Annotated in this window: 17 protein-coding genes; 12 read left to right on the top strand and 5 right to left on the bottom strand. The window is 55.3% G+C overall.

All coding sequences use genetic code 11. The features are described 5' to 3' along the window. Positions 1-69 precede the first annotated feature (69 nt). The 5 genes from mnmE to rpmH form a co-directional block, all read right to left on the bottom strand. On the bottom strand, positions 70-1,434 hold the full coding sequence (gene mnmE, locus ABLV07_RS24500) for a tRNA uridine-5-carboxymethylaminomethyl(34) synthesis GTPase MnmE (RefSeq protein ID WP_015703904.1): 1,365 nt from the start codon (positions 1,432-1,434) through the stop codon (positions 70-72). Between the two features lie 194 nt (positions 1,435-1,628). Further along, on the bottom strand, positions 1,629-3,275 hold the full coding sequence (gene yidC, locus ABLV07_RS24505; RefSeq protein ID WP_015369027.1) for a membrane protein insertase YidC: 1,647 nt from the start codon (positions 3,273-3,275) through the stop codon (positions 1,629-1,631). Between the two features lie 2 nt (positions 3,276-3,277). Then, a complete protein-coding gene (gene yidD / locus ABLV07_RS24510; RefSeq protein ID WP_015703903.1) occupies positions 3,278-3,535 on the bottom strand; it encodes a membrane protein insertion efficiency factor YidD in 258 nt (85 codons plus the stop codon). After that, positions 3,499-3,858, bottom strand: coding sequence for a ribonuclease P protein component (rnpA, locus tag ABLV07_RS24515; protein WP_015703902.1), 360 nt, complete (start codon positions 3,856-3,858; stop codon positions 3,499-3,501). The genes yidD and rnpA overlap by 37 nt, the downstream gene beginning before the upstream one ends. Before the next feature lie 15 nt (positions 3,859-3,873). After that, positions 3,874-4,014 (bottom strand): 50S ribosomal protein L34, encoded by a 141-nt coding sequence (gene rpmH, locus ABLV07_RS24520; RefSeq protein ID WP_015369029.1) that lies wholly within the window; start codon positions 4,012-4,014, stop codon positions 3,874-3,876. Between the two features lie 619 nt (positions 4,015-4,633). Here rpmH and dnaA point away from each other — a divergent pair. The 12 genes from dnaA to ABLV07_RS24580 all read left to right on the top strand — a co-directional run bounded on the left by dnaA (position 4,634) and on the right by ABLV07_RS24580 (position 19,342). Further along, the gene (gene dnaA, locus ABLV07_RS24525; protein ID WP_015703901.1) at positions 4,634-6,034 is read left to right on the top strand and encodes a chromosomal replication initiator protein DnaA; all 1,401 of its coding nucleotides are present in this window, start codon (positions 4,634-4,636) and stop codon (positions 6,032-6,034) included. Positions 6,035-6,038: 4 nt separating this feature from the next. Beyond that, entirely contained in the window at positions 6,039-7,139 is a 1,101-nt protein-coding gene (gene dnaN / locus ABLV07_RS24530; protein WP_015369032.1) for a DNA polymerase III subunit beta, read from the top strand. Positions 7,140-7,287: 148 nt separating this feature from the next. After that, positions 7,288-8,361, top strand: coding sequence for a DNA replication/repair protein RecF (recF, locus tag ABLV07_RS24535; RefSeq protein WP_015369033.1), 1,074 nt, complete (start codon positions 7,288-7,290; stop codon positions 8,359-8,361). 28 nt (positions 8,362-8,389) lie between these two features. Beyond that, a complete protein-coding gene (gene gyrB / locus ABLV07_RS24540; protein ID WP_015703899.1) occupies positions 8,390-10,804 on the top strand; it encodes a DNA topoisomerase (ATP-hydrolyzing) subunit B in 2,415 nt (804 codons plus the stop codon). A gap of 202 nt (positions 10,805-11,006) precedes the next feature. Further along, entirely contained in the window at positions 11,007-11,819 is an 813-nt protein-coding gene (gene yidA / locus ABLV07_RS24545) for a sugar-phosphatase (protein ID WP_015369035.1), read from the top strand. A 314-nt stretch (positions 11,820-12,133) separates the two neighbouring features. Continuing rightward, the gene (locus tag ABLV07_RS24550) at positions 12,134-13,147 is read left to right on the top strand and encodes a hypothetical protein (protein ID WP_080943383.1); all 1,014 of its coding nucleotides are present in this window, start codon (positions 12,134-12,136) and stop codon (positions 13,145-13,147) included. Beyond that, positions 13,144-14,283 (top strand): BamA/TamA family outer membrane protein, encoded by a 1,140-nt coding sequence (locus ABLV07_RS24555; protein ID WP_015703897.1) that lies wholly within the window; start codon positions 13,144-13,146, stop codon positions 14,281-14,283. The genes ABLV07_RS24550 and ABLV07_RS24555 overlap by 4 nt, the downstream gene beginning before the upstream one ends. 233 nt (positions 14,284-14,516) lie before the next feature. Then, a complete protein-coding gene (gene dgoR / locus ABLV07_RS24560) occupies positions 14,517-15,206 on the top strand; it encodes a D-galactonate utilization transcriptional regulator DgoR (protein ID WP_015369039.1) in 690 nt (229 codons plus the stop codon). After that, positions 15,203-16,081: a 2-dehydro-3-deoxygalactonokinase gene (locus ABLV07_RS24565; protein ID WP_026612189.1), complete on the top strand. Its 879-nt coding sequence runs from the start codon at positions 15,203-15,205 to the stop codon at positions 16,079-16,081. The genes dgoR and ABLV07_RS24565 overlap by 4 nt, the downstream gene beginning before the upstream one ends. Then, positions 16,065-16,682, top strand: coding sequence for a 2-dehydro-3-deoxy-6-phosphogalactonate aldolase (locus ABLV07_RS24570; protein WP_004181595.1), 618 nt, complete (start codon positions 16,065-16,067; stop codon positions 16,680-16,682). The genes ABLV07_RS24565 and ABLV07_RS24570 overlap by 17 nt, the downstream gene beginning before the upstream one ends. Then, entirely contained in the window at positions 16,679-17,827 is a 1,149-nt protein-coding gene (dgoD, locus tag ABLV07_RS24575) for a galactonate dehydratase (RefSeq protein ID WP_015369042.1), read from the top strand. The genes ABLV07_RS24570 and dgoD overlap by 4 nt, the downstream gene beginning before the upstream one ends. 177 nt (positions 17,828-18,004) lie before the next feature. Continuing rightward, positions 18,005-19,342, top strand: a complete 1,338-nt coding sequence (locus tag ABLV07_RS24580; RefSeq protein ID WP_100279378.1) for an MFS transporter — start codon at positions 18,005-18,007, stop codon at positions 19,340-19,342. Positions 19,343-19,350 lie beyond the last annotated feature (8 nt).

Below are 19,350 nucleotides of genomic sequence, written 5' to 3' on the forward strand. Positions count from 1 at the left end.
AGGCAATCAAATAAAAAACCCGCCATAACAGATGGTTATGGCGGGTTAGTAGATGCTTACCAGTAACGCTTACTTACCGATACAGAAACTGGAGAAGATGCGGCCCAGCAGATCGTCAGAGGTAAATTCGCCGGTAATTTCACTTAATGCCTGTTGCGACAGACGCAGCTCCTCCGCCAGTAATTCACCGGCCCAGGCGCCCAGCAACTGCGCTTTGCCCTGCTGCAGATGGTCCGCAGCCGTTTCCAGCGCTTGCAGATGGCGACGACGGGCGAGGAAGCCGCCTTCCATGTTGGTATCGAAGCCCATGCTCTGCTTAAGGTGGTTGCGCAGCACCTCGACCCCTTCACCGGTACGCGCCGACAGGCGGATTAGTGAGTGGCCATTTACTTCGCTGAGCCCCAGCGCTTCGCCGGTGACATCGGCTTTATTACGCACCACGGTAATCGGCAGCTTAGCGGGCAGGCGCTCGATAAAGTCCGGCCAGATCTCCGCCGGGTCAACGGCGCTGGTGGTGGTGCCGTCGACCATAAACAGCACCCGATCCGCCTGTTCAATTTCCTGCCAGGCGCGTTCAATGCCGATGCGCTCCACTTCATCACTGGCGTCACGCAGGCCTGCGGTATCGATGATATGCAGCGGCATACCGTCGATGTGAATATGTTCGCGCAGTACGTCGCGGGTGGTGCCGGCGATATCGGTGACGATCGCCGCTTCGCGTCCGGCCAGCGCGTTGAGCAGGCTGGATTTACCGGCGTTTGGCCGTCCGGCGATCACCACTTTCATCCCTTCACGCAGCAGGCTGCCCTGACGGGCTTCGGCGCGGACGGCATCGAGATCGGCGATCACGTCGTTCAGTTGGGCTTCAATTTTACCATCGGAGAGGAAATCAATTTCTTCATCCGGGAAATCAATCGCCGCTTCCACGTAGATGCGCAGGTGAGTGAGCGCTTCCACAAGATGGTTCACACGCGCGGAGAAGGCCCCTTGCAAGGAGTTCAACGCCGAACGGGCCGCCTGCTCTGAGCTGGCGTCGATAAGGTCGGCGATGGCCTCTGCCTGCGCCAGATCGAGCTTGTCGTTGAGGAACGCGCGCTCGGAAAACTCGCCCGGGTTAGCGATGCGTACGCCGGGCAACGTCAGAATACGTTTGAGCAGCAGATCCAGAATGACCGGGCCGCCGTGGCCCTGCAGTTCGAGGACATCTTCGCCGGTAAAGGAGTTAGGTCCCGGAAACCACAGCGCAATCCCCTGATCCAGCGGCGTACCGTCGGCGTCTTTAAACGGCAGATAGTCGGCATAGCGCGGCTTCGGCAGCTTGCCGAGTACCGCCTGCGCGACGTCGCGCGCCTTAAGGCCGGAGATACGCAGGATGCCCACACCCCCGCGTCCCGGAGGGGTTGCCTGGGCGACGATAGTGTCGTTATGGCTCATGGTGACTCTCTATGTAGATGTAAAAAAGGCGGTCCATTGACCGCCTTCTCTGGCATTAACGTTACCGTAGATACTCGAAATAATTCAAGTTGCAGAAAGGCGGCAAGTTAGTGAGGCCCCAGGAGCTTACTGTAGTAAGTGACTGGGGCGAACTAATGAAGCCAACGCATCTGCGGCTTGAAGAATGAAGAGTATCAGGATTTTTTCTTCTCGCGGCTATGCAGGCCACGCTTCTCCAGACCACGGTAAATCAGCTGCTGCTGAATAATGGTTACCAGGTTGCTGACGATGTAGTACACCACCAGACCAGACGGGAACCACAGGAAGAACACCGTGAAGATGACCGGCATAAAGGTCATGATCTTCTGCTGCATCGGGTCGGTCACGGTGGTCGGCGACATCTTCTGGATGAAGAACATGGTCGCGCCCATGATGATCGGCAGGATGTAGTACGGGTCTTGCGCGGACAGGTCATGGATCCACAGGATAAACGGCGCATGACGCAGTTCAACCGAGGCGCTCAGCATGTAGTACAGAGCAAGGAAGATAGGCATCTGAATAATCAGCGGGAAGCAGCCACCCAGCGGGTTAACTTTTTCAGCTTTATACAGCGCCATCATTTCCTGGCTTTGACGTTGTTTATCGTCGCCCAGACGCTCGCGCATTGCCTGAATCTTCGGCTGCAGCATACGCATCTTCGCCATGGAGGTGTACTGCGCTTTAGTCAGCGGGTACATGATGCCACGAACGATAAAGGTGATGACGATAATCGAGAAGCCCCAGTTGCCGAGGAAGCCGTGGATGAATTTCAGCAGCTTAAACAGCGGTTGGGAGATGAACCACAGCCAGCCGTAGTCGACGGTCAGATCCAGGTGCGGCGCGACGGCAGCCATTTTATCCTGCAGAGCCGGACCGACCCACAGCACACTTTCCAGCTTGTCGGTTTGACCTGGCTGCACCAGTACCGGCTGTGATTTATAGCCGATAGCGACAACGCCATTACCGAGGTTAGCGGTATAGAAGTTGTTGGTGCCGTTGTTATGCGGAACCCACGCGGTGGTGAAGTACTGCTGCAACATCGCCACCCAACCGTCTTTGGTGCTGACGTTCAGGTTTTCGTTATCGACGATAGTATCGAATTTATATTTTTCGTATTTCGAATCAGCAGTGGAGTACGCCGCGCCACGGAAGGTGTGCATGGTAGACAGACCGCCGGTTTGCGTATCGCGGCTTGATGGCAGCGCTGCTGTTTGCTTCAGCTGACCGAAGGAGGAGATCTCCAGCGGTTTTTCGCCGACGTTTTTCACGTTGTAGCCAACGTTCACCGCATAATCACCGCGTTTCAGGGTGAAGGTTTTGGTGAAGACGTTGCCCGCTTTGTCGGTGTAGGTCAGCGGAATAACGATTTCGTTCTGGCCGTCAGCCAGTACATACGCATCTTTATCAGCGTTATACAGCGGACGCGGGCCGTTAGCCGGGTTATCCGGGCCGTCACGACCAGTTAAGCCGCTCTGTGCCTGATAGATAAACTGTGGCGTGGTTTCCAGTAACTGGAACGGTTCAGTAGATTTCAGCGCTTTCGGGTAAGCCGGAAGCAGCGCTTGCTCAACATCACCACCGCTGGTGTTGATGGTCAGATCAAGCACATCAGTTTTAACCGTAATCAGTTTCCCCTGGCCACTGGCCGGTACGCCCTGGTCTGCGGCGCTACCCGCTGCTGTGGTCGTAGTCTGCGTGGTCTGCTGCTGGGTTTGCGGATTTTTGTCCTGCTCCCAGGCTTGCCAGATCATGAAAGACACGAACAACAAAGCGATGATAAGAAGATTGCGTTGCGAATCCATCGTTAGTGTTCTCTGGTATCAAATGGTCCAGGCGGGACGGGGTCGTCACCACCAGGGTGTAAAGGGTGGCATTTTAATACGCGTTTCACCGTCAACCAACTGCCTTTTATCACTCCAAACCTGCGCAATGCCTCAATTCCGTATTGAGAACAGGTTGGCGTGAAACGACAGTGCGGCCCGAGTAGCGGACTAATCAGGCGCTGATAGACCCTGATAAGGCCTATCAGGACCCGCGAGCCAGGCGACAATGGCGGCGCCATAATTTTTCCAACGCTTCCGAGAGAGCACGGTTATCGAGGTCGGCAACCCCTTTCTTTGCCACCACCACGAAATCCATTGGCGGGAGTTCATGTTGACGTAAACGGAAGCTTTCACGCGTCAGACGTTTAATCCGATTGCGTTCATGCGCGCGCTTAACGTTTTTCTTGGCGACGGTAAGACCGATGCGGGGATGCCCCAGCGAATTCAGGCGGCCGAGGATGGTGATTTGCGGCGTGCCAGCCCGTTGTGGCTGCTGGAAGACGAAAGTGAAATGACTGGGAGTTAACAAACGTAACTCCCTGGGAAATGCTAGCTTAACCACGCAGGGTTAGCTTTATTACTTGGAAACGGTCAGACGAGCGCGGCCTTTAGCACGACGACGTGCCAGAACCTGACGACCATTTTTATTAGCCATACGAGCACGGAAGCCGTGAGAACGGTTGCGCTTCAGTACAGACGGTTGAAAAGTGCGTTTCATGGCGATTTCTACCTAAACTTGAATAAATTCACTGACTTTTGCGTAGACCCGAACGAACTTCGAACGACTTACGCCTCAGCGTGGGTGATTAAAGAGGCCGGATTGTAATAATTGTACACTCCGGAGTCAATTCTCTTTCCTTATTTCTCGCACCTTGCCGCACAAAAAATAAGCTGAGACGAGTTGCGAAAACGGGCGTTACGCGCCGGGTGGGGGATTATACGGCCTGGCGGGTAAAGCGCAAGGATCGTAAAGGATCTTTGTTAGATCAATTCTGTTCAAAACCGGCATAGCTCATTAATTTTTCCAATATGCGGGCGAAATCGTGCCGCACTCTCGCCAGGATCGATTACACTTACCCGGTTTCGATCCTCCTGTGGATAAATCGGGAAGAATCTGTTGAGAAACACAAGATCTCTTTCTCAGTTTAGGCTATGATCCCCGGTCCCGATCGCGATCCACGGATCCGTCCCGGGTAAAACCGCAAATAGCGGTTCGCACGTCACCCCTTTTGCGCAGGGGCTTTTTCGGCTAATGCAGGGTCTTGCGACGTGTGCCAACAATCACGATTGTTTCAGTTTTTCTTTTATATCGATTTTATGTTCGAGTGGAGTCCGCCGTGTCACTTTCGCTTTGGCAGCAGTGTCTTGCCCGATTGCAGGATGAGTTACCAGCCACAGAATTCAGCATGTGGATCCGCCCATTGCAGGCGGAACTGAGCGATAACACGCTGGCACTGTATGCGCCAAACCGTTTTGTGCTCGATTGGGTAAGGGACAAATACCTCAATAATATCAATGGGCTCCTCAATGACTTTTGTGGTGCGGACGCCCCACAGCTGCGCTTTGAAGTGGGCGCGAAGCCTGCGGCGCCGTCCCACCAGGGGACGGCCAACGTCGCCACGGCGATCCCGGCCGCTCAGGTGCAAACCGCGCGCGTCGCGCCGGCTGTCGCCCGTCAGGGCTGGGATAACGTTCCGGCGCCGGCAGAGCCCACCTACCGTTCCAACGTCAACGTCAAGCATACGTTTGATAACTTCGTCGAAGGTAAATCTAACCAGCTGGCACGCGCGGCGGCGCGTCAGGTGGCCGATAACCCGGGCGGCGCGTATAACCCGCTGTTCCTTTATGGCGGCACCGGTCTGGGTAAAACCCACCTGTTGCACGCCGTCGGCAACGGCATTGTGGCGCGTAAGCCAAATGCTAAAGTGGTTTATATGCACTCCGAGCGTTTCGTGCAGGACATGGTTAAAGCCCTGCAAAACAACGCCATCGAAGAATTTAAACGCTATTACCGCTCCGTTGACGCCCTGCTGATCGATGATATTCAGTTCTTCGCCAATAAAGAGCGTTCGCAGGAAGAGTTCTTCCATACCTTCAACGCCTTGCTGGAAGGTAATCAGCAGATCATCCTCACTTCGGATCGTTATCCAAAAGAGATCAACGGCGTTGAAGATCGTCTGAAATCGCGCTTTGGCTGGGGCCTGACGGTGGCGATCGAGCCGCCTGAACTGGAAACCCGCGTCGCGATCCTGATGAAGAAAGCCGATGAGAACGATATCCGCCTGCCGGGCGAAGTCGCATTCTTTATCGCTAAGCGTCTGCGTTCGAACGTGCGTGAGCTGGAAGGGGCGCTGAACCGCGTCATTGCTAACGCCAACTTTACCGGCCGGGCGATCACCATCGATTTCGTGCGCGAAGCGCTGCGCGATTTACTGGCGCTGCAGGAAAAATTAGTCACCATCGACAATATTCAAAAGACGGTGGCGGAGTATTACAAGATTAAGGTAGCGGACCTGCTGTCCAAACGCCGCTCCCGTTCGGTGGCGCGCCCACGCCAGATGGCGATGGCGCTGGCCAAAGAGCTGACCAACCACAGCCTGCCGGAAATCGGCGATGCGTTTGGCGGTCGCGACCATACCACCGTGCTGCACGCCTGCCGTAAGATTGAGCAGTTGCGTGAAGAAAGCCACGATATTAAAGAAGATTTTTCCAATTTAATCAGAACATTATCCTCGTGACGCTATGAAATTTACCGTAGAACGTGAACATTTATTAAAACCGCTGCAACAGGTGAGCGGTCCGTTAGGTGGTCGTCCGACGCTGCCAATTCTCGGTAACCTGCTGCTTCAGGTCGCGGACGGCACGCTGTCGCTAACCGGTACCGATCTGGAAATGGAAATGGTCGCGCGCGTGTCGCTGATTCAGCCGCACGAAGCGGGCGCCACCACCGTTCCGGCGCGTAAATTCTTTGATATCTGCCGCGGCCTGCCTGAAGGCGCGGAGATCGCCGTGCAGCTTGAAGGCGACCGTATGCTGGTGCGCTCCGGCCGCAGCCGCTTCTCGCTGTCGACCCTGCCTGCCGCCGATTTCCCGAATCTCGACGACTGGCAGAGCGAAGTGGAATTTACCCTGCCGCAGGCGACGATGAAGCGCCTGATTGAAGCCACCCAGTTTTCGATGGCGCACCAGGATGTCCGTTACTACTTAAACGGCATGCTGTTTGAAACCGAAGGTAGCGAACTGCGCACCGTCGCCACCGATGGCCACCGTCTGGCGGTTTGTTCAATGCCTTTGGAAGAGTCGCTGCCGAACCATTCGGTGATCGTGCCGCGTAAAGGGGTGATTGAGCTGATGCGTATGCTCGATGGCGGCGATACGCCGCTGCGCGTGCAGATCGGCAGCAACAATATCCGTGCTCACGTCGGCGATTTTATCTTCACCTCGAAGCTGGTTGATGGCCGTTTCCCGGACTATCGCCGCGTATTGCCGAAAAACCCGGATAAACACCTTGATGCCGGCTGCGACATTCTCAAGCAGGCCTTTGCCCGCGCGGCAATTCTGTCGAACGAGAAATTCCGCGGCGTGCGGTTGTACGTCAGCGAAAACCAGCTGAAAATCACCGCGAATAACCCGGAACAGGAAGAGGCGGAAGAGATTCTCGATGTCACTTATTCGGGCAGCGAGATGGAAATCGGCTTTAACGTTAGCTACGTGCTGGATGTGCTCAATGCGCTGAAGTGCGAGAATGTGCGCATACTGCTGACGGATTCCGTATCGAGCGTGCAGATTGAGGATGCGGCTTCACAGTCCGCCGCCTATGTTGTCATGCCTATGAGATTGTAGAATCTGCAAAGGGGCTGGTTTACTTGCCATTTCGCCTTCCGGCAGTGCTCGAAATGCTCACGTACTTCGTGTACGCTCCGCTTTCTGCGCGCTGGCGGTAGACGAACTGGCTGCGACACCCACGCCCCTTGAATGATGACGAGCTGATATGTCGCTATCCCGACTCCTAATCAAAGATTTCCGCAATATCGAAAATGCGGATCTCGCTTTATCCCCCAGCTTTAACTTCCTGGTTGGCGCAAACGGCAGCGGCAAAACCAGCGTGCTGGAAGCTATCTATACGCTCGGCCATGGCAGGGCGTTTCGCAGTTTGCAAATTGGCCGGGTAATTCGTCACGAGCAGGATTCGTTTGTCCTGCACGGGCGTTTACAGGGCGAAGAGCGGGAAACCGCCATTGGCCTGACCAAAGACAAACAGGGCGACAGCAAAGTGCGTATCGACGGCACCGATGGCCACAAGGTGGCGGAACTGGCGCACCTGATGCCGATGCAGCTGATCACGCCGGAGGGGTTTACTTTACTCAACGGCGGCCCCAAATACAGAAGAGCGTTCCTTGATTGGGGATGCTTTCATAACGAAGCCGGATTCTTCACCGCCTGGAGCAACCTGAAGCGCCTGCTGAAACAGCGCAACGCCGCGCTGCGCCAGGTGAGCCGCTATGCGCAACTGCGGCCGTGGGACCTGGAATTAATCCCGCTGGCGGAACAAATCAGCCGCTGGCGTGCCGAATACAGCGCCGCTATTGTCGAAGACATGGCGGATACCTGTCAGCAATTTTTACCGGAATTCACCCTCACCTTCTCTTTCCAGCGCGGCTGGGAAAAAGAAACGGACTACGCCGAGGTGCTGGAGCGGAATTTCGAACGCGACAGAATGTTAACCTACACCGCCCACGGTCCGCATAAAGCGGATTTTCGCATTCGCGCCGATGGGGCGCCGGTGGAAGACACCTTGTCGCGCGGGCAGCTTAAGCTGCTGATGTGCGCCCTACGACTGGCGCAGGGCGAGTTCCTGACCCGCGAAAGCGGGCGGCGCTGCCTGTACCTGATAGATGATTTTGCCTCGGAGCTTGACGATGCCCGGCGCGGGTTGCTTGCCAGCCGCTTAAAAGCCACGCAATCGCAGGTTTTCGTCAGCGCAATCAGCGCTGAACACGTAATGGACATGTCGGACAAAAATTCGAAGATGTTCACCGTGGAAAAGGGTAAAATAACGGATTAACCCAAGATTAAATGAGCGAGAAACGTTGATGTCGAATTCTTATGACTCCTCCAGTATCAAAGTCCTGAAAGGGCTGGATGCGGTGCGTAAGCGCCCGGGTATGTATATCGGCGACACGGATGACGGCACCGGTCTGCACCACATGGTATTCGAGGTTGTGGATAACGCTATCGACGAAGCGCTCGCAGGTTACTGTAAAGACATCGTTGTTACTATCCACAGCGATAACTCCGTCTCCGTACAGGATGACGGCCGCGGCATCCCAACCGGCATTCACCCGGAAGAGGGCGTCTCCGCGGCGGAAGTTATCATGACCGTCCTGCACGCCGGCGGTAAATTCGATGATAACTCCTATAAAGTGTCCGGCGGTCTGCACGGCGTAGGCGTCTCGGTGGTTAACGCCCTGTCGCAGAAGCTGGAGCTGGTTATCCAACGCGATAACAAAGTTCACAAACAAATTTATGAGCACGGTGTGCCGCAGGCGCCGCTGGCGGTAACCGGTGAAACCGAAAGCACCGGTACCATGGTGCGTTTCTGGCCAAGCCTGGAAACCTTTACCAACGTCACTGAATTCGAATACGAAATCCTGGCGAAACGTCTGCGCGAGCTGTCGTTCCTCAACTCCGGGGTCTCTATCCGCCTGCGCGATAAGCGCGACGGCAAAGAAGACCATTTCCACTACGAAGGCGGCATCAAGGCGTTTGTTGAGTATCTCAACAAGAACAAAACGCCGATCCACCCGAATATCTTCTATTTCTCCACCGAAAAAGACGGTATTGGCGTTGAAGTGGCGCTGCAGTGGAACGATGGTTTCCAGGAAAACATCTACTGCTTTACCAACAACATTCCGCAGCGCGACGGCGGTACTCACCTGGCGGGCTTCCGCGCGGCGATGACCCGTACCCTGAACGCCTACATGGATAAAGAAGGCTACAGCAAAAAGGCGAAAGTCAGCGCTACCGGCGACGATGCGCGTGAAGGCCTGATTGCCGTGGTTTCCGTAAAGGTGCCGGATCCGAAGTTCTCCTCTCAGACTAAAGACAAGCTGGTCTCCTCCGAGGTGAAATCGGCGGTTGAACAGCAGATGAACGAACTGCTGAGCGAATACCTGCTGGAAAACCCGTCCGATGCGAAAATCGTGGTCGGCAAAATTATCGACGCCGCGCGTGCGCGTGAAGCCGCGCGTCGCGCCCGTGAAATGACCCGTCGTAAAGGCGCGCTTGACCTGGCAGGCCTGCCGGGCAAACTGGCGGATTGCCAGGAACGCGACCCGGCGCTGTCTGAACTGTACCTCGTGGAAGGGGACTCCGCGGGCGGCTCTGCGAAACAGGGCCGTAACCGTAAGAACCAGGCTATCCTGCCGCTGAAGGGTAAAATCCTTAACGTTGAGAAAGCCCGCTTCGATAAAATGCTCTCTTCTCAGGAAGTAGCCACGCTTATCACCGCGCTGGGCTGCGGCATCGGCCGCGATGAGTACAACCCGGATAAACTGCGTTATCACAGCATCATCATCATGACCGATGCGGACGTCGACGGCTCGCACATTCGTACCCTGCTGTTGACCTTCTTCTATCGTCAGATGCCGGAAATCGTTGAACGCGGTCACGTTTACATTGCTCAGCCGCCGCTGTACAAAGTGAAGAAAGGCAAGCAGGAACAGTACATTAAAGACGACGAAGCGATGGATCAGTACCAGATCTCCATCGCGCTCGACGGCGCGACCCTGCACACCAACGCCAGCGCACCGGCCTTAGCCGGCGAGTCACTGGAAAAACTGGTGGCCGAGTACAACGCGACGCAGAAAATGATTGGCCGCATGGAGCGCCGTTTCCCGAAAGCGATGCTCAAAGAGCTTATCTATCAGCCGACGCTGGCCGAAGCCGATCTGAGCAACGAGCAGACCGTCACCCGCTGGGTTAATCAGCTGATTAGCGAGCTGAACGAAAAAGAGCAGCACGGCAGCCAGTGGAAGTTTGATATTCGTGAAAACAGCGAGTTGCAGCAGTTCGAGCCTATCGTGCGCGTGCGTACCCACGGCGTCGATACCGACTACCCGCTGGATAACGAGTTCATCACCGGCGCGGAATACCGCCGCATCTGCACCCTCGGCGAGAAGCTGCGCGGGCTTATCGAAGACGACGCGTTTATCGAACGCGGCGAGCGCCGCCAGCCGGTAGCTAGCTTCGAACAGGCGCTCGACTGGCTGGTGAAAGAGTCGCGTCGCGGCCTCTCTATCCAGCGTTATAAAGGTCTGGGCGAGATGAACCCGGATCAGCTGTGGGAAACCACCATGGATCCGGACAGCCGCCGCATGCTGCGCGTCACCGTGAAGGATGCGATTGCCGCCGACCAGCTGTTCACCACCCTGATGGGCGATGCCGTTGAACCGCGTCGCGCCTTTATCGAAGAGAACGCCCTGAAAGCGGCGAACATCGATATCTAAGCCTGTATTTCCCCGGCGACATACTGTCTACCGGGGCCACGGCTTTGCTAAACCCGGTATGCGTTGCGCTGCCGGGTTTTTCTTTTGCGGCAAAAGAGGAATCCTCCCACGCAATCCATCCTCGTTTTCTCCCGTTGCGAGAGCTGTTTTTTGAGCGGAATCGCGTTAGCATGAGTAAAGACTCATCTTACCCGGGGATCCCATGGCTATTAAACTGATTGCAATTGATATGGACGGCACGCTGTTGCTGCCGGACCATACCATTTCTCCGGCGGTGAAAACCGCCATCGCGGCAGCGCGCGCCCGCGGCGTTAACGTGGTGCTGACGACTGGCCGCCCTTACGCTGGTGTTCATAGCTACCTGAAAGAGCTGCACATGGAACAGCCGGGCGACTACTGCATCACCTATAACGGTGCGCTGGTTCAGAAAGCCAGCGACGGCAGCACCGTGGCACAAACGGCGTTAAGCTACGATGATTATCGCTTCCTTGAGCAACTCTCTCGTGACGTCGGCTCGCATTTCCACGCGCTCGATCGTAATACGCTTTATACCGCGAACCGCGATATCAGCTACTACACGGTGCATGAATCCTACGTGGCGACCATTCCGCTGGTATTCTGCGAAGCAGAAAAAATGGACCGTAACATTCAGCTGCTGAAGGTGATGATGATCGATGAGCCTGCCGTTCTCGATCGGGCCATCGCTCGTATTCCGGCGGAAGTGAAAGAGAAGTATACCGTGCTGAAAAGCGCGCCGTACTTCCTCGAAATCCTCGATAAACGCGTCAATAAAGGCACCGGCGTGAAGTCGCTGGCCGATACGCTGGGTATTAAGCCGGAAGAAATTATGGCGATTGGCGATCAGGAAAATGATATTGCGATGATTGAATTTGCCGGCGTCGGCGTGGCGATGGATAACGCCATCCCGACCGTTAAAGAAGCGGCGAATTTCGTCACCAAATCGAACCTTGAAGATGGCGTCGCCTTCGCCATTGAAAAATACGTTTTAGCCTAAGCGCATTTCGGGCCCGGAATTCTCCGGGCCTCAGACTGCTGACAAAGAAGGAAAAAGCGTGGTTTTTCCTTCTTTGTGGTTATCAGCCGAAAATCAATAAATTGATTTTCCATGTTTTTTGTCTGGTGCAATTTGTAAGTGCAACGGTTGCATGAGGTTTGTCATCAATCTCAGGCCCGGAATTCTCCGGGCCTGTCTTCTCTTTTTTCATGAATAGATGTTAATCCGCATTTAAATCCCTTAATCAGCGCAGGGGATTCTATAAGCTACCAGCCCCCTTTTAACAATACGTTAATAACTAACATCATATTCCTATGAATAAAAATCACTTTTTGATGTTGGTTGCGCTGCCTTTTTCCTCTTTTCAGGCCTGCGCGGCCGCAGAACCAACAGCTCAGCTCGAGCCCGAATTCGCCTGGCACGGTAGCGAACCGGCGGATCTGCCCGCGCCTGACAATAGCCAGGCCGCGGCGCCGGAATCGACGTCGGTATTGCCTTTTTTAGGCGATGAAGCCAGAAAGCGCGGCTACGTTCTGCCACTACCTTTTGGTGTCGGCGTTAACTATATGAATATGCGGCAGAATATTAATGTCGATAGCATTAATTTTACCGGTTTATCGTTAGGTAATTTTTCACTAGATAATGCCTTCCAGATTGGCGTCGGTAATACGCGAGAAAGTAGCAAAACCGAGACCCTTAAGCTGGATGCCTGGCTGCTGCCGTTTATGAACGTCTATGGTCTGGTTGGACACACTAAAGGCCATTCTATCTCGCAAATCGCCGTTGGCCTGAAAGGGCCGAATGGTAAAGTGGTGCCTATGCCAGGTATGCAGAATCTTGATTTTCGTCTTGATTTTAAAGGCACTACCTACGGCGTCGGTACCACGCTGGTGGGCGGCGTCGGCAACTGGTTCACGGTATTAGATGCCAACTATACGCAGACGCGTTTTGATATCCTCGACGGCAGCATTGATGCTTTCACCTTTTCGCCGCGTTTGGGCTATCGTTTCAATACGCCGTCGGTAGATGCGCTGCATCTGCCGAACGGGAAGCTGAATGTCTGGGTCGGCAGCATGTATCAGGATGTGCAGCAAGAATTTAAGGGCAGCCTGAACGATCTGTCGATGCCGTCGACGATGCTGCAAAACATGGTCAATCTGGCCAACAAGAACGGCGATGGCCGCTTTGATGTGAAACAGCATCTGCAGTCGCCGTGGAACGTGCTGGTGGGCGCGCAGTATGAGATGACCCGGAACTTTAATATCACTACGGAGTTTGGTTTTGCCGAACGTAATAGTTTCTTTATCGCCGGCGAGTATCGCTTTTGAGCCGACCGTTTAACCCTATCCTGCTGTTGCTAACCTGCCTTGTTATTGGGCAGGCGCAGGCACAGGCGCTTAGCCGCGAAAAAATCGACGGCTGGTTGCAAAACCTTGGCGCCAGCGACAAGTTTGACGCCAGCAAAGGCATCGACTGGGGCGTCATGCCCGGGCCATTTTATACGCCGGAGCTGGGGCTTGGATTGGGTACGGCTGTTGTGGGCATGTATCGCCCGGACCCACATGACACCATCAGCCAGAACTCCACGCTGACGCTTAGCGGCTACGTCAGCTCCACCGGCGCGTTTGGCCTTAGCGTTAAAAACTATGCCTTTTTCGACAATGATTTGTGGCGGGTATTTGTTGAAGGCTCGATGGCCAACACACCGACTTACTACTGGGGACAAGGTTTTCACGCCGGCGACAAAGACAATGAGAAAGAAAAATATACCGCCCAGGTGCTGACATTGCGCCCGATGCTCTACCGGCAGCTCATCGATAATGTTTATCTGGGGGCGGGGTGGTCGCTGGCGGCGCAAAATGCCGATGAGATGGACCATGACGATCTGCCGAAAATAGAAAACACCCCGCAGGGGCCATCGGTATTCAGCTCCGGCGCCAGTATTGATATCAACTGGGACGATCGCGATTTTGTCCCCAACCCACGCAAGGGCCAATACGCCGATTTTCGCTATACCCACTATGCGCCGGGGCTCGGCAGCGACACGCGTTTTGATGAGTTTCGCCTGCACTACAGCCGCTATCAGGCCCTGAGCGATAAAAGCGTGCTGGCCTGGGAAGCGGATGGCACATTTACTCAGGGCGATGTGCCGTGGAGCATGATGCCGCTGCTCGGTAGCGATGAGCGTATGCGCGGCTACTACCAGGGGCGCTACCGCGATAAAAACGTGGTCAGCTCTCAGCTGGAATATCGTCGTCAGTTGACGTGGCGACACGGCGTTGTTGCCTGGGTCGGCGCGGGCACCATGGGGCCATCCATTGATTCCCTGAACGACGGACGCTGGCTACCTTCGGCAGGCGTCGGCTACCGCTTTGAATTCAAACCTCGCGTTAATATTCGCCTCGACTACGGTGTCGGCAAGGGCAGCAGCGGCTTTTACTTCCAGGTCGGCGAAGCGTTCTAACTCTTTTTTATCCTCCTTTCCAGCTTTGACGGCGCCATCTGTCGTGGTCACAGGCACTTTTATTTTTATGGTTTGTTCTTTTTGTGATCTAAATTGTAGTACAACACAATCATGTTGTACTACATTGAGCTCATGACGACGACGCCTGACATCACGCTAGTAGTACAAAAGTGAGGCGAAATTCGACAGCGACGGTAAAGTAGAGCAGTACACATAGAGCATAAGGACTCTCCATGACTCTCAATAAAACCGATCGCATCGTGATCACGCTGGGCAAACAGATTGTCAGCGGTAAGTACGTACCGGGTTCGGCGCTACCGGCCGAAGCGGAACTGTGTGAAGAGTTTGAAACTTCGCGCAACATCATCCGCGAAGTGTTTCGCTCGCTAATGGCGAAGCGGCTGATCGAAATGAAGCGTTATCGCGGCGCATTTGTCGCTCCCAGAAACCAGTGGAACTACCTCGATACTGAGGTACTGCAGTGGGTACTGGAAAATGATTATGACCCGCGTCTTATCAGCGCGATGAGTGAAGTGCGTAATCTGGTAGAGCCCGCCATTGCCCGCTGGGCGGCGGAACGCGCCACCTCAAGCGATCTGGCGGAAATCGAGTCGGCGCTCAATGACATGATCGCCAACAACCAAAACCGGGATGCCTTTAACGAGGCCGATATTCGTTACCACGAAGCGGTGCTGCAGTCAGTACATAACCCGGTTTTGCAGCAGCTTAGCGTGGCGATCAGTTCGCTGCAGCGGGCGGTATTTGAACGGACCTGGATGGGCGATGAAGGCAACATGCCAAAAACCCTGCAGGAACATAAAGCGCTATTTGACGCCATTCGGCATCAGGATAGCGACGCGGCGGAGCAGGCGGCGTTGACGATGATCGCCAGCTCGACACGAAGGCTCAAGGAAATCACATGACGGCTCGCTACATCGCAATAGATTGGGGATCGACGAATTTACGCGCCTGGCTTTATCAGGGCGAAGAATGCCTGGAAAGCAGGCAATCTGAAGCAGGCGTAACGCGCCTGAACGGTCGCTCTCCCGCTGCGGTGTTAGCGGAAATTACCCAACACTGGCGCGATGGCGCCACACCGGTGGTGATGGCAGGGATGGTCGGCAGCAACGTGGGCTGGAAAATCGCCCCCTATTTGCCGCTTCCTGCCGCTTTCTCGGACATTGGCCAGCAGTTAACTGCCGTTGGCGACAATATCTGGATAATTCCCGGTCTTTGCGTTTCCCGTGACGATAACCATAACGTCATGCGCGGAGAAGAAACGCAACTGCTGGGCGCACGCGCCTTAGCCCCTTCATCTGTCTACGTGATGCCGGGAACCCACTGCAAATGGGTACTGGCCGATCGCCTGCAAATTCACGATTTTCGTACCGTTTTGACCGGTGAGTTGCATCATCTGTTGCTTCAGCACTCGCTGGTGGGCGCCGGCTTACCGCCGCAGGAAACGTCCGCTGCCGCATTCGCGGCCGGTCTGCAGCGCGGTATCAACAACCCCGCCGTCCTGCCGCAGCTGTTTGAAGTTCGCGCTTCGCACGTGCTGGGCGCGCTGCCTCGCGAGCAGGTTAGCGAATTTCTTTCCGGCCTGCTGATTGGCGCTGAAGTTGCCACCCTCAGCGACACGTTCGCCGGACAGCAGGCGATCGGCCTCGTCGCCGGATCATCGTTAACGTCCCGCTATCAGCAGGCATTCGCCGCCATTGGCCGCGAAGTCACCGCGGTTGCGGGCGATACGGCATTTCAGACAGGAATAAGGAGCATCGCTTATGCAGTGGCAAACTAACCTTCCGCTTATCGCTATCCTGCGCGGCATTACGCCAGACGAGGCGCTGGCTCACGTTGGCGCCGTTATCGATGCCGGTTTCGACGCGGTCGAAATCCCGCTGAACTCGCCGCAGTGGGAGAAAAGTATTCCGCAGGTCGTCGATGCTTACGGCGAGCAGGCGCTTATCGGCGCGGGCACCGTGCTGCAACCGGAGCAGGTCGACAGGCTGGCGGCCATGGGCTGTCGGCTGATTGTGACGCCAAACATTCAACCGGAAGTGATCCGGCGAGCGGTGGGTTACGGCATGACCGTGTGCCCAGGCTGCGCCACCGCCAGCGAAGCCTTTAGCGCGCTCGATGCCGGCGCGCAGGCGCTGAAAATCTTCCCGTCATCGGCTTTTGGCCCGGATTACATCAAAGCGTTGAAAGCCGTGTTGCCGCCGGAGGTTCCGGTCTTTGCCGTTGGCGGCGTGACGCCGGAAAACCTGGCGCAGTGGATTAATGCCGGTTGTGTGGGGGCTGGGCTGGGTAGCGATCTCTATCGCGCCGGCCAGCCGGTTGAACGTACCGCGCAACAGGCAGCCGCATTCGTAAAAGCATATCGAGAGGCAGTGAAATGAAAATAACCAATATCACCACGTACCGTTTACCTCCGCGTTGGATGTTCCTGAAGATTGAAACCGATGAAGGCATTGTCGGCTGGGGCGAACCGGTGATTGAAGGGCGCGCCCGCACGGTGGAGGCGGCCGTTCATGAATTTGGCGACTACCTGATTGGCCAGGATCCGGCGCGGATTAACGACCTGTGGCAGGTGATGTACCGCGGCGGCTTTTATCGCGGCGGCCCGATTATGATGAGCGCCATCGCCGGTATTGACCAGGCGCTATGGGATATTAAAGGTAAGGTTCTGAATGCCCCGGTCTGGCAACTGATGGGCGGGCTGGTGCGTGACAAAATTAAAGCCTACAGCTGGGTGGGCGGCGACCGCCCCGCCGAAGTAATTGACGGGATTAAGAAACTGCGCGGCATTGGTTTCGACACCTTTAAATTAAACGGCTGCGAAGAGATGGAGCTCATCGATAATTCCCGCGCGGTTGACGCGGCGGTGAATACCGTAGCGCAAATCCGCGAAGCGTTTGGCAATGAAATTGAGTTTGGTCTCGATTTTCATGGCCGCGTTAGCGCGCCGATGGCTAAGGTATTAATTAAAGAGCTGGAGCCATATCGCCCATTATTTATTGAGGAACCGGTATTAGCCGAGCAGGCGGAATATTATCCGCGGCTGGCGGCGCAAACGCATATTCCAATTGCCGCCGGCGAACGTATGTTCTCGCGCTTTGAATTTAAACGGGTACTGGAAGCGGGCGGGGTGGCTATTTTACAGCCCGATTTGTCGCACGCAGGCGGTATTACCGAATGCTATAAAATTGCCGGAATGGCGGAAGCCTATGACGTTGGGCTGGCGCCGCACTGCCCGCTGGGGCCGATCGCGCTGGCGGCTTGTCTGCACGTCGATTTCGTTTCACATAACGCGGTCTTCCAGGAGCAGAGCATGGGGATCCACTACAACAAAGGCGCCGAACTGCTTGATTTTGTGAAAAATAAAGAAGATTTCAATATGGAAGGCGGCTTCTTTAAACCTTTGATGAAGCCGGGGCTGGGCGTGGAAATTGATGAGGCCCGCGTGGTTGAGTTAAGTAAAAATGCGCCGGACTGGCGAAATCCGTTGTGGCGGTATGAGGATGGATCTGTCGCCGAATGGTAAATGCGCGTCATACTTCGCACTGGTGATGCGTTGGCTGCATTTTCTTACCCTGGTCACATACTATTGTATGCTCCCAGGGATGCGAAAATTTGCCGCCTTTCCCCAGCACGAATTATTTAGCGCATCGCAACATAGTTATTAATAAAAAACAAAAACACCCTCTGTAAATTACCGGGCATGGTGAGCGGCTTCGCTATGCCCAAAATCTGGAGACAGATTGCGATGGATATTTCAGTTACCGCTGTAAAAACCGGGCGTCGCCGTTATCTGACGCTCATCATGATCTTTATTACCGTGGTTATTTGTTATGTTGACCGCGCCAACCTCGCCGTCGCCTCGGCGCATATTCAGGAGGAGTTTGGTATTAGCAAAGCGGAAATGGGCTACGTATTTTCCGCCTTTGCCTGGCTGTATACCCTCTGTCAGATCCCTGGCGGTTGGTTCCTTGACCGCGTGGGATCCCGGCTTACCTACTTTATCGCTATATTTGGCTGGTCCGTGGCGACGTTGTTACAAGGCTTCGCCACCGGCTTAATGTCGCTGATTGGTTTACGCGCCATTACCGGCATCTTCGAAGCGCCAGCCTTCCCGACCAATAACCGCATGGTGACCAGCTGGTTCCCGGAGCACGAACGCGCCTCTGCCGTCGGGTTTTATACCTCGGGGCAGTTTGTTGGCCTGGCCTTCCTCACGCCGCTACTGATCTGGATCCAGGAGCTATTAAGCTGGCATTGGGTATTTATCGTTACCGGCGGGATCGGCATTATCTGGTCGTTAATCTGGTTTAAGGTTTATCAACCGCCGCGCCTGACTAAAAGCATCAGTAAAGCCGAACTCGACTATATCCGCGACGGCGGCGGCCTGGTGGATGGCGATGCGCCGCTGAAGAAAGAGGCGCGTCAACCATTATCCAGAGCGGACTGGAAGCTCGTCTTTCACCGTAAGCTGGTTGGCGTTTATCTTGGGCAGTTCGCGGTTACCTCGACGCTGTGGTTCTTCCTGACCTGGTTCCCGAACTACTTAACCCAGGAAAAAGGCATCACCGCGCTGAAGGCCGGCTTTATGACCACGGTGCCCTTCCTCGCCGCGTTTTTTGGCGTCCTGCTCTCCGGCTGGCTGGCGGATAATCTGGTGAAAAAAGGCTACTCGCTGGGCGTAGCGCGCAAAACGCCGATTATCTGCGGGCTGCTGATCTCCACCTGCATCATGGGGGCAAACTATACCAACGACCCCGTGTGGATCATGGCGCTGATGGCGCTGGCATTCTTCGGCAACGGTTTTGCGTCTATCACCTGGTCGCTGGTCTCCTCCCTGGCGCCGATGCGCCTGATCGGCCTGACCGGCGGGGTGTTTAACTTTGTTGGCGGACTGGGCGGTATCACCGTACCGCTGGTGATTGGCTATCTGGCGCAGGATTACGGCTTTGGCCCGGCGCTGGTTTATATCTCCGTGGTGGCGCTGATAGGCGCGCTGTCTTATATCCTGCTGGTCGGCGATGTGAAACGTGTAGGCTAAATTTTGGC

It is taken from the genome of Klebsiella sp. CN_Kp097, assembly GCF_040064495.1.
GTDB lineage: Bacteria > Pseudomonadota > Gammaproteobacteria > Enterobacterales > Enterobacteriaceae > Klebsiella > Klebsiella aerogenes.

What these genes read in the sequence shown, in the direction of transcription:
- mnmE (WP_015703904.1), bottom strand. Translation starts at nt 1,434, where the DNA reads ATGAGCCATAACGACACTATCGTCGCCCAGGCAACCCCTCCGGGACGC.
- yidC (WP_015369027.1), bottom strand. Translation starts at nt 3,275, where the DNA reads ATGGATTCGCAACGCAATCTTCTTATCATCGCTTTGTTGTTCGTGTCT.
- yidD (WP_015703903.1), bottom strand. Translation starts at nt 3,535, where the DNA reads ATGGCGCCGCCATTGTCGCCTGGCTCGCGGGTCCTGATAGGCCTTATC.
- rpmH (WP_015369029.1), bottom strand. Translation starts at nt 4,014, where the DNA reads ATGAAACGCACTTTTCAACCGTCTGTACTGAAGCGCAACCGTTCTCAC.
- dnaN (WP_015369032.1), top strand. Translation starts at nt 6,039, where the DNA reads ATGAAATTTACCGTAGAACGTGAACATTTATTAAAACCGCTGCAACAG.
- recF (WP_015369033.1), top strand. Translation starts at nt 7,288, where the DNA reads ATGTCGCTATCCCGACTCCTAATCAAAGATTTCCGCAATATCGAAAAT.
- gyrB (WP_015703899.1), top strand. Translation starts at nt 8,390, where the DNA reads ATGTCGAATTCTTATGACTCCTCCAGTATCAAAGTCCTGAAAGGGCTG.
- yidA (WP_015369035.1), top strand. Translation starts at nt 11,007, where the DNA reads ATGGCTATTAAACTGATTGCAATTGATATGGACGGCACGCTGTTGCTG.
- ABLV07_RS24550 (WP_080943383.1), top strand. Translation starts at nt 12,134, where the DNA reads ATGAATAAAAATCACTTTTTGATGTTGGTTGCGCTGCCTTTTTCCTCT.
- dgoR (WP_015369039.1), top strand. Translation starts at nt 14,517, where the DNA reads ATGACTCTCAATAAAACCGATCGCATCGTGATCACGCTGGGCAAACAG.
- ABLV07_RS24565 (WP_026612189.1), top strand. Translation starts at nt 15,203, where the DNA reads ATGACGGCTCGCTACATCGCAATAGATTGGGGATCGACGAATTTACGC.
- ABLV07_RS24570 (WP_004181595.1), top strand. Translation starts at nt 16,065, where the DNA reads ATGCAGTGGCAAACTAACCTTCCGCTTATCGCTATCCTGCGCGGCATT.
- dgoD (WP_015369042.1), top strand. Translation starts at nt 16,679, where the DNA reads ATGAAAATAACCAATATCACCACGTACCGTTTACCTCCGCGTTGGATG.
- ABLV07_RS24580 (WP_100279378.1), top strand. Translation starts at nt 18,005, where the DNA reads ATGGTGAGCGGCTTCGCTATGCCCAAAATCTGGAGACAGATTGCGATG.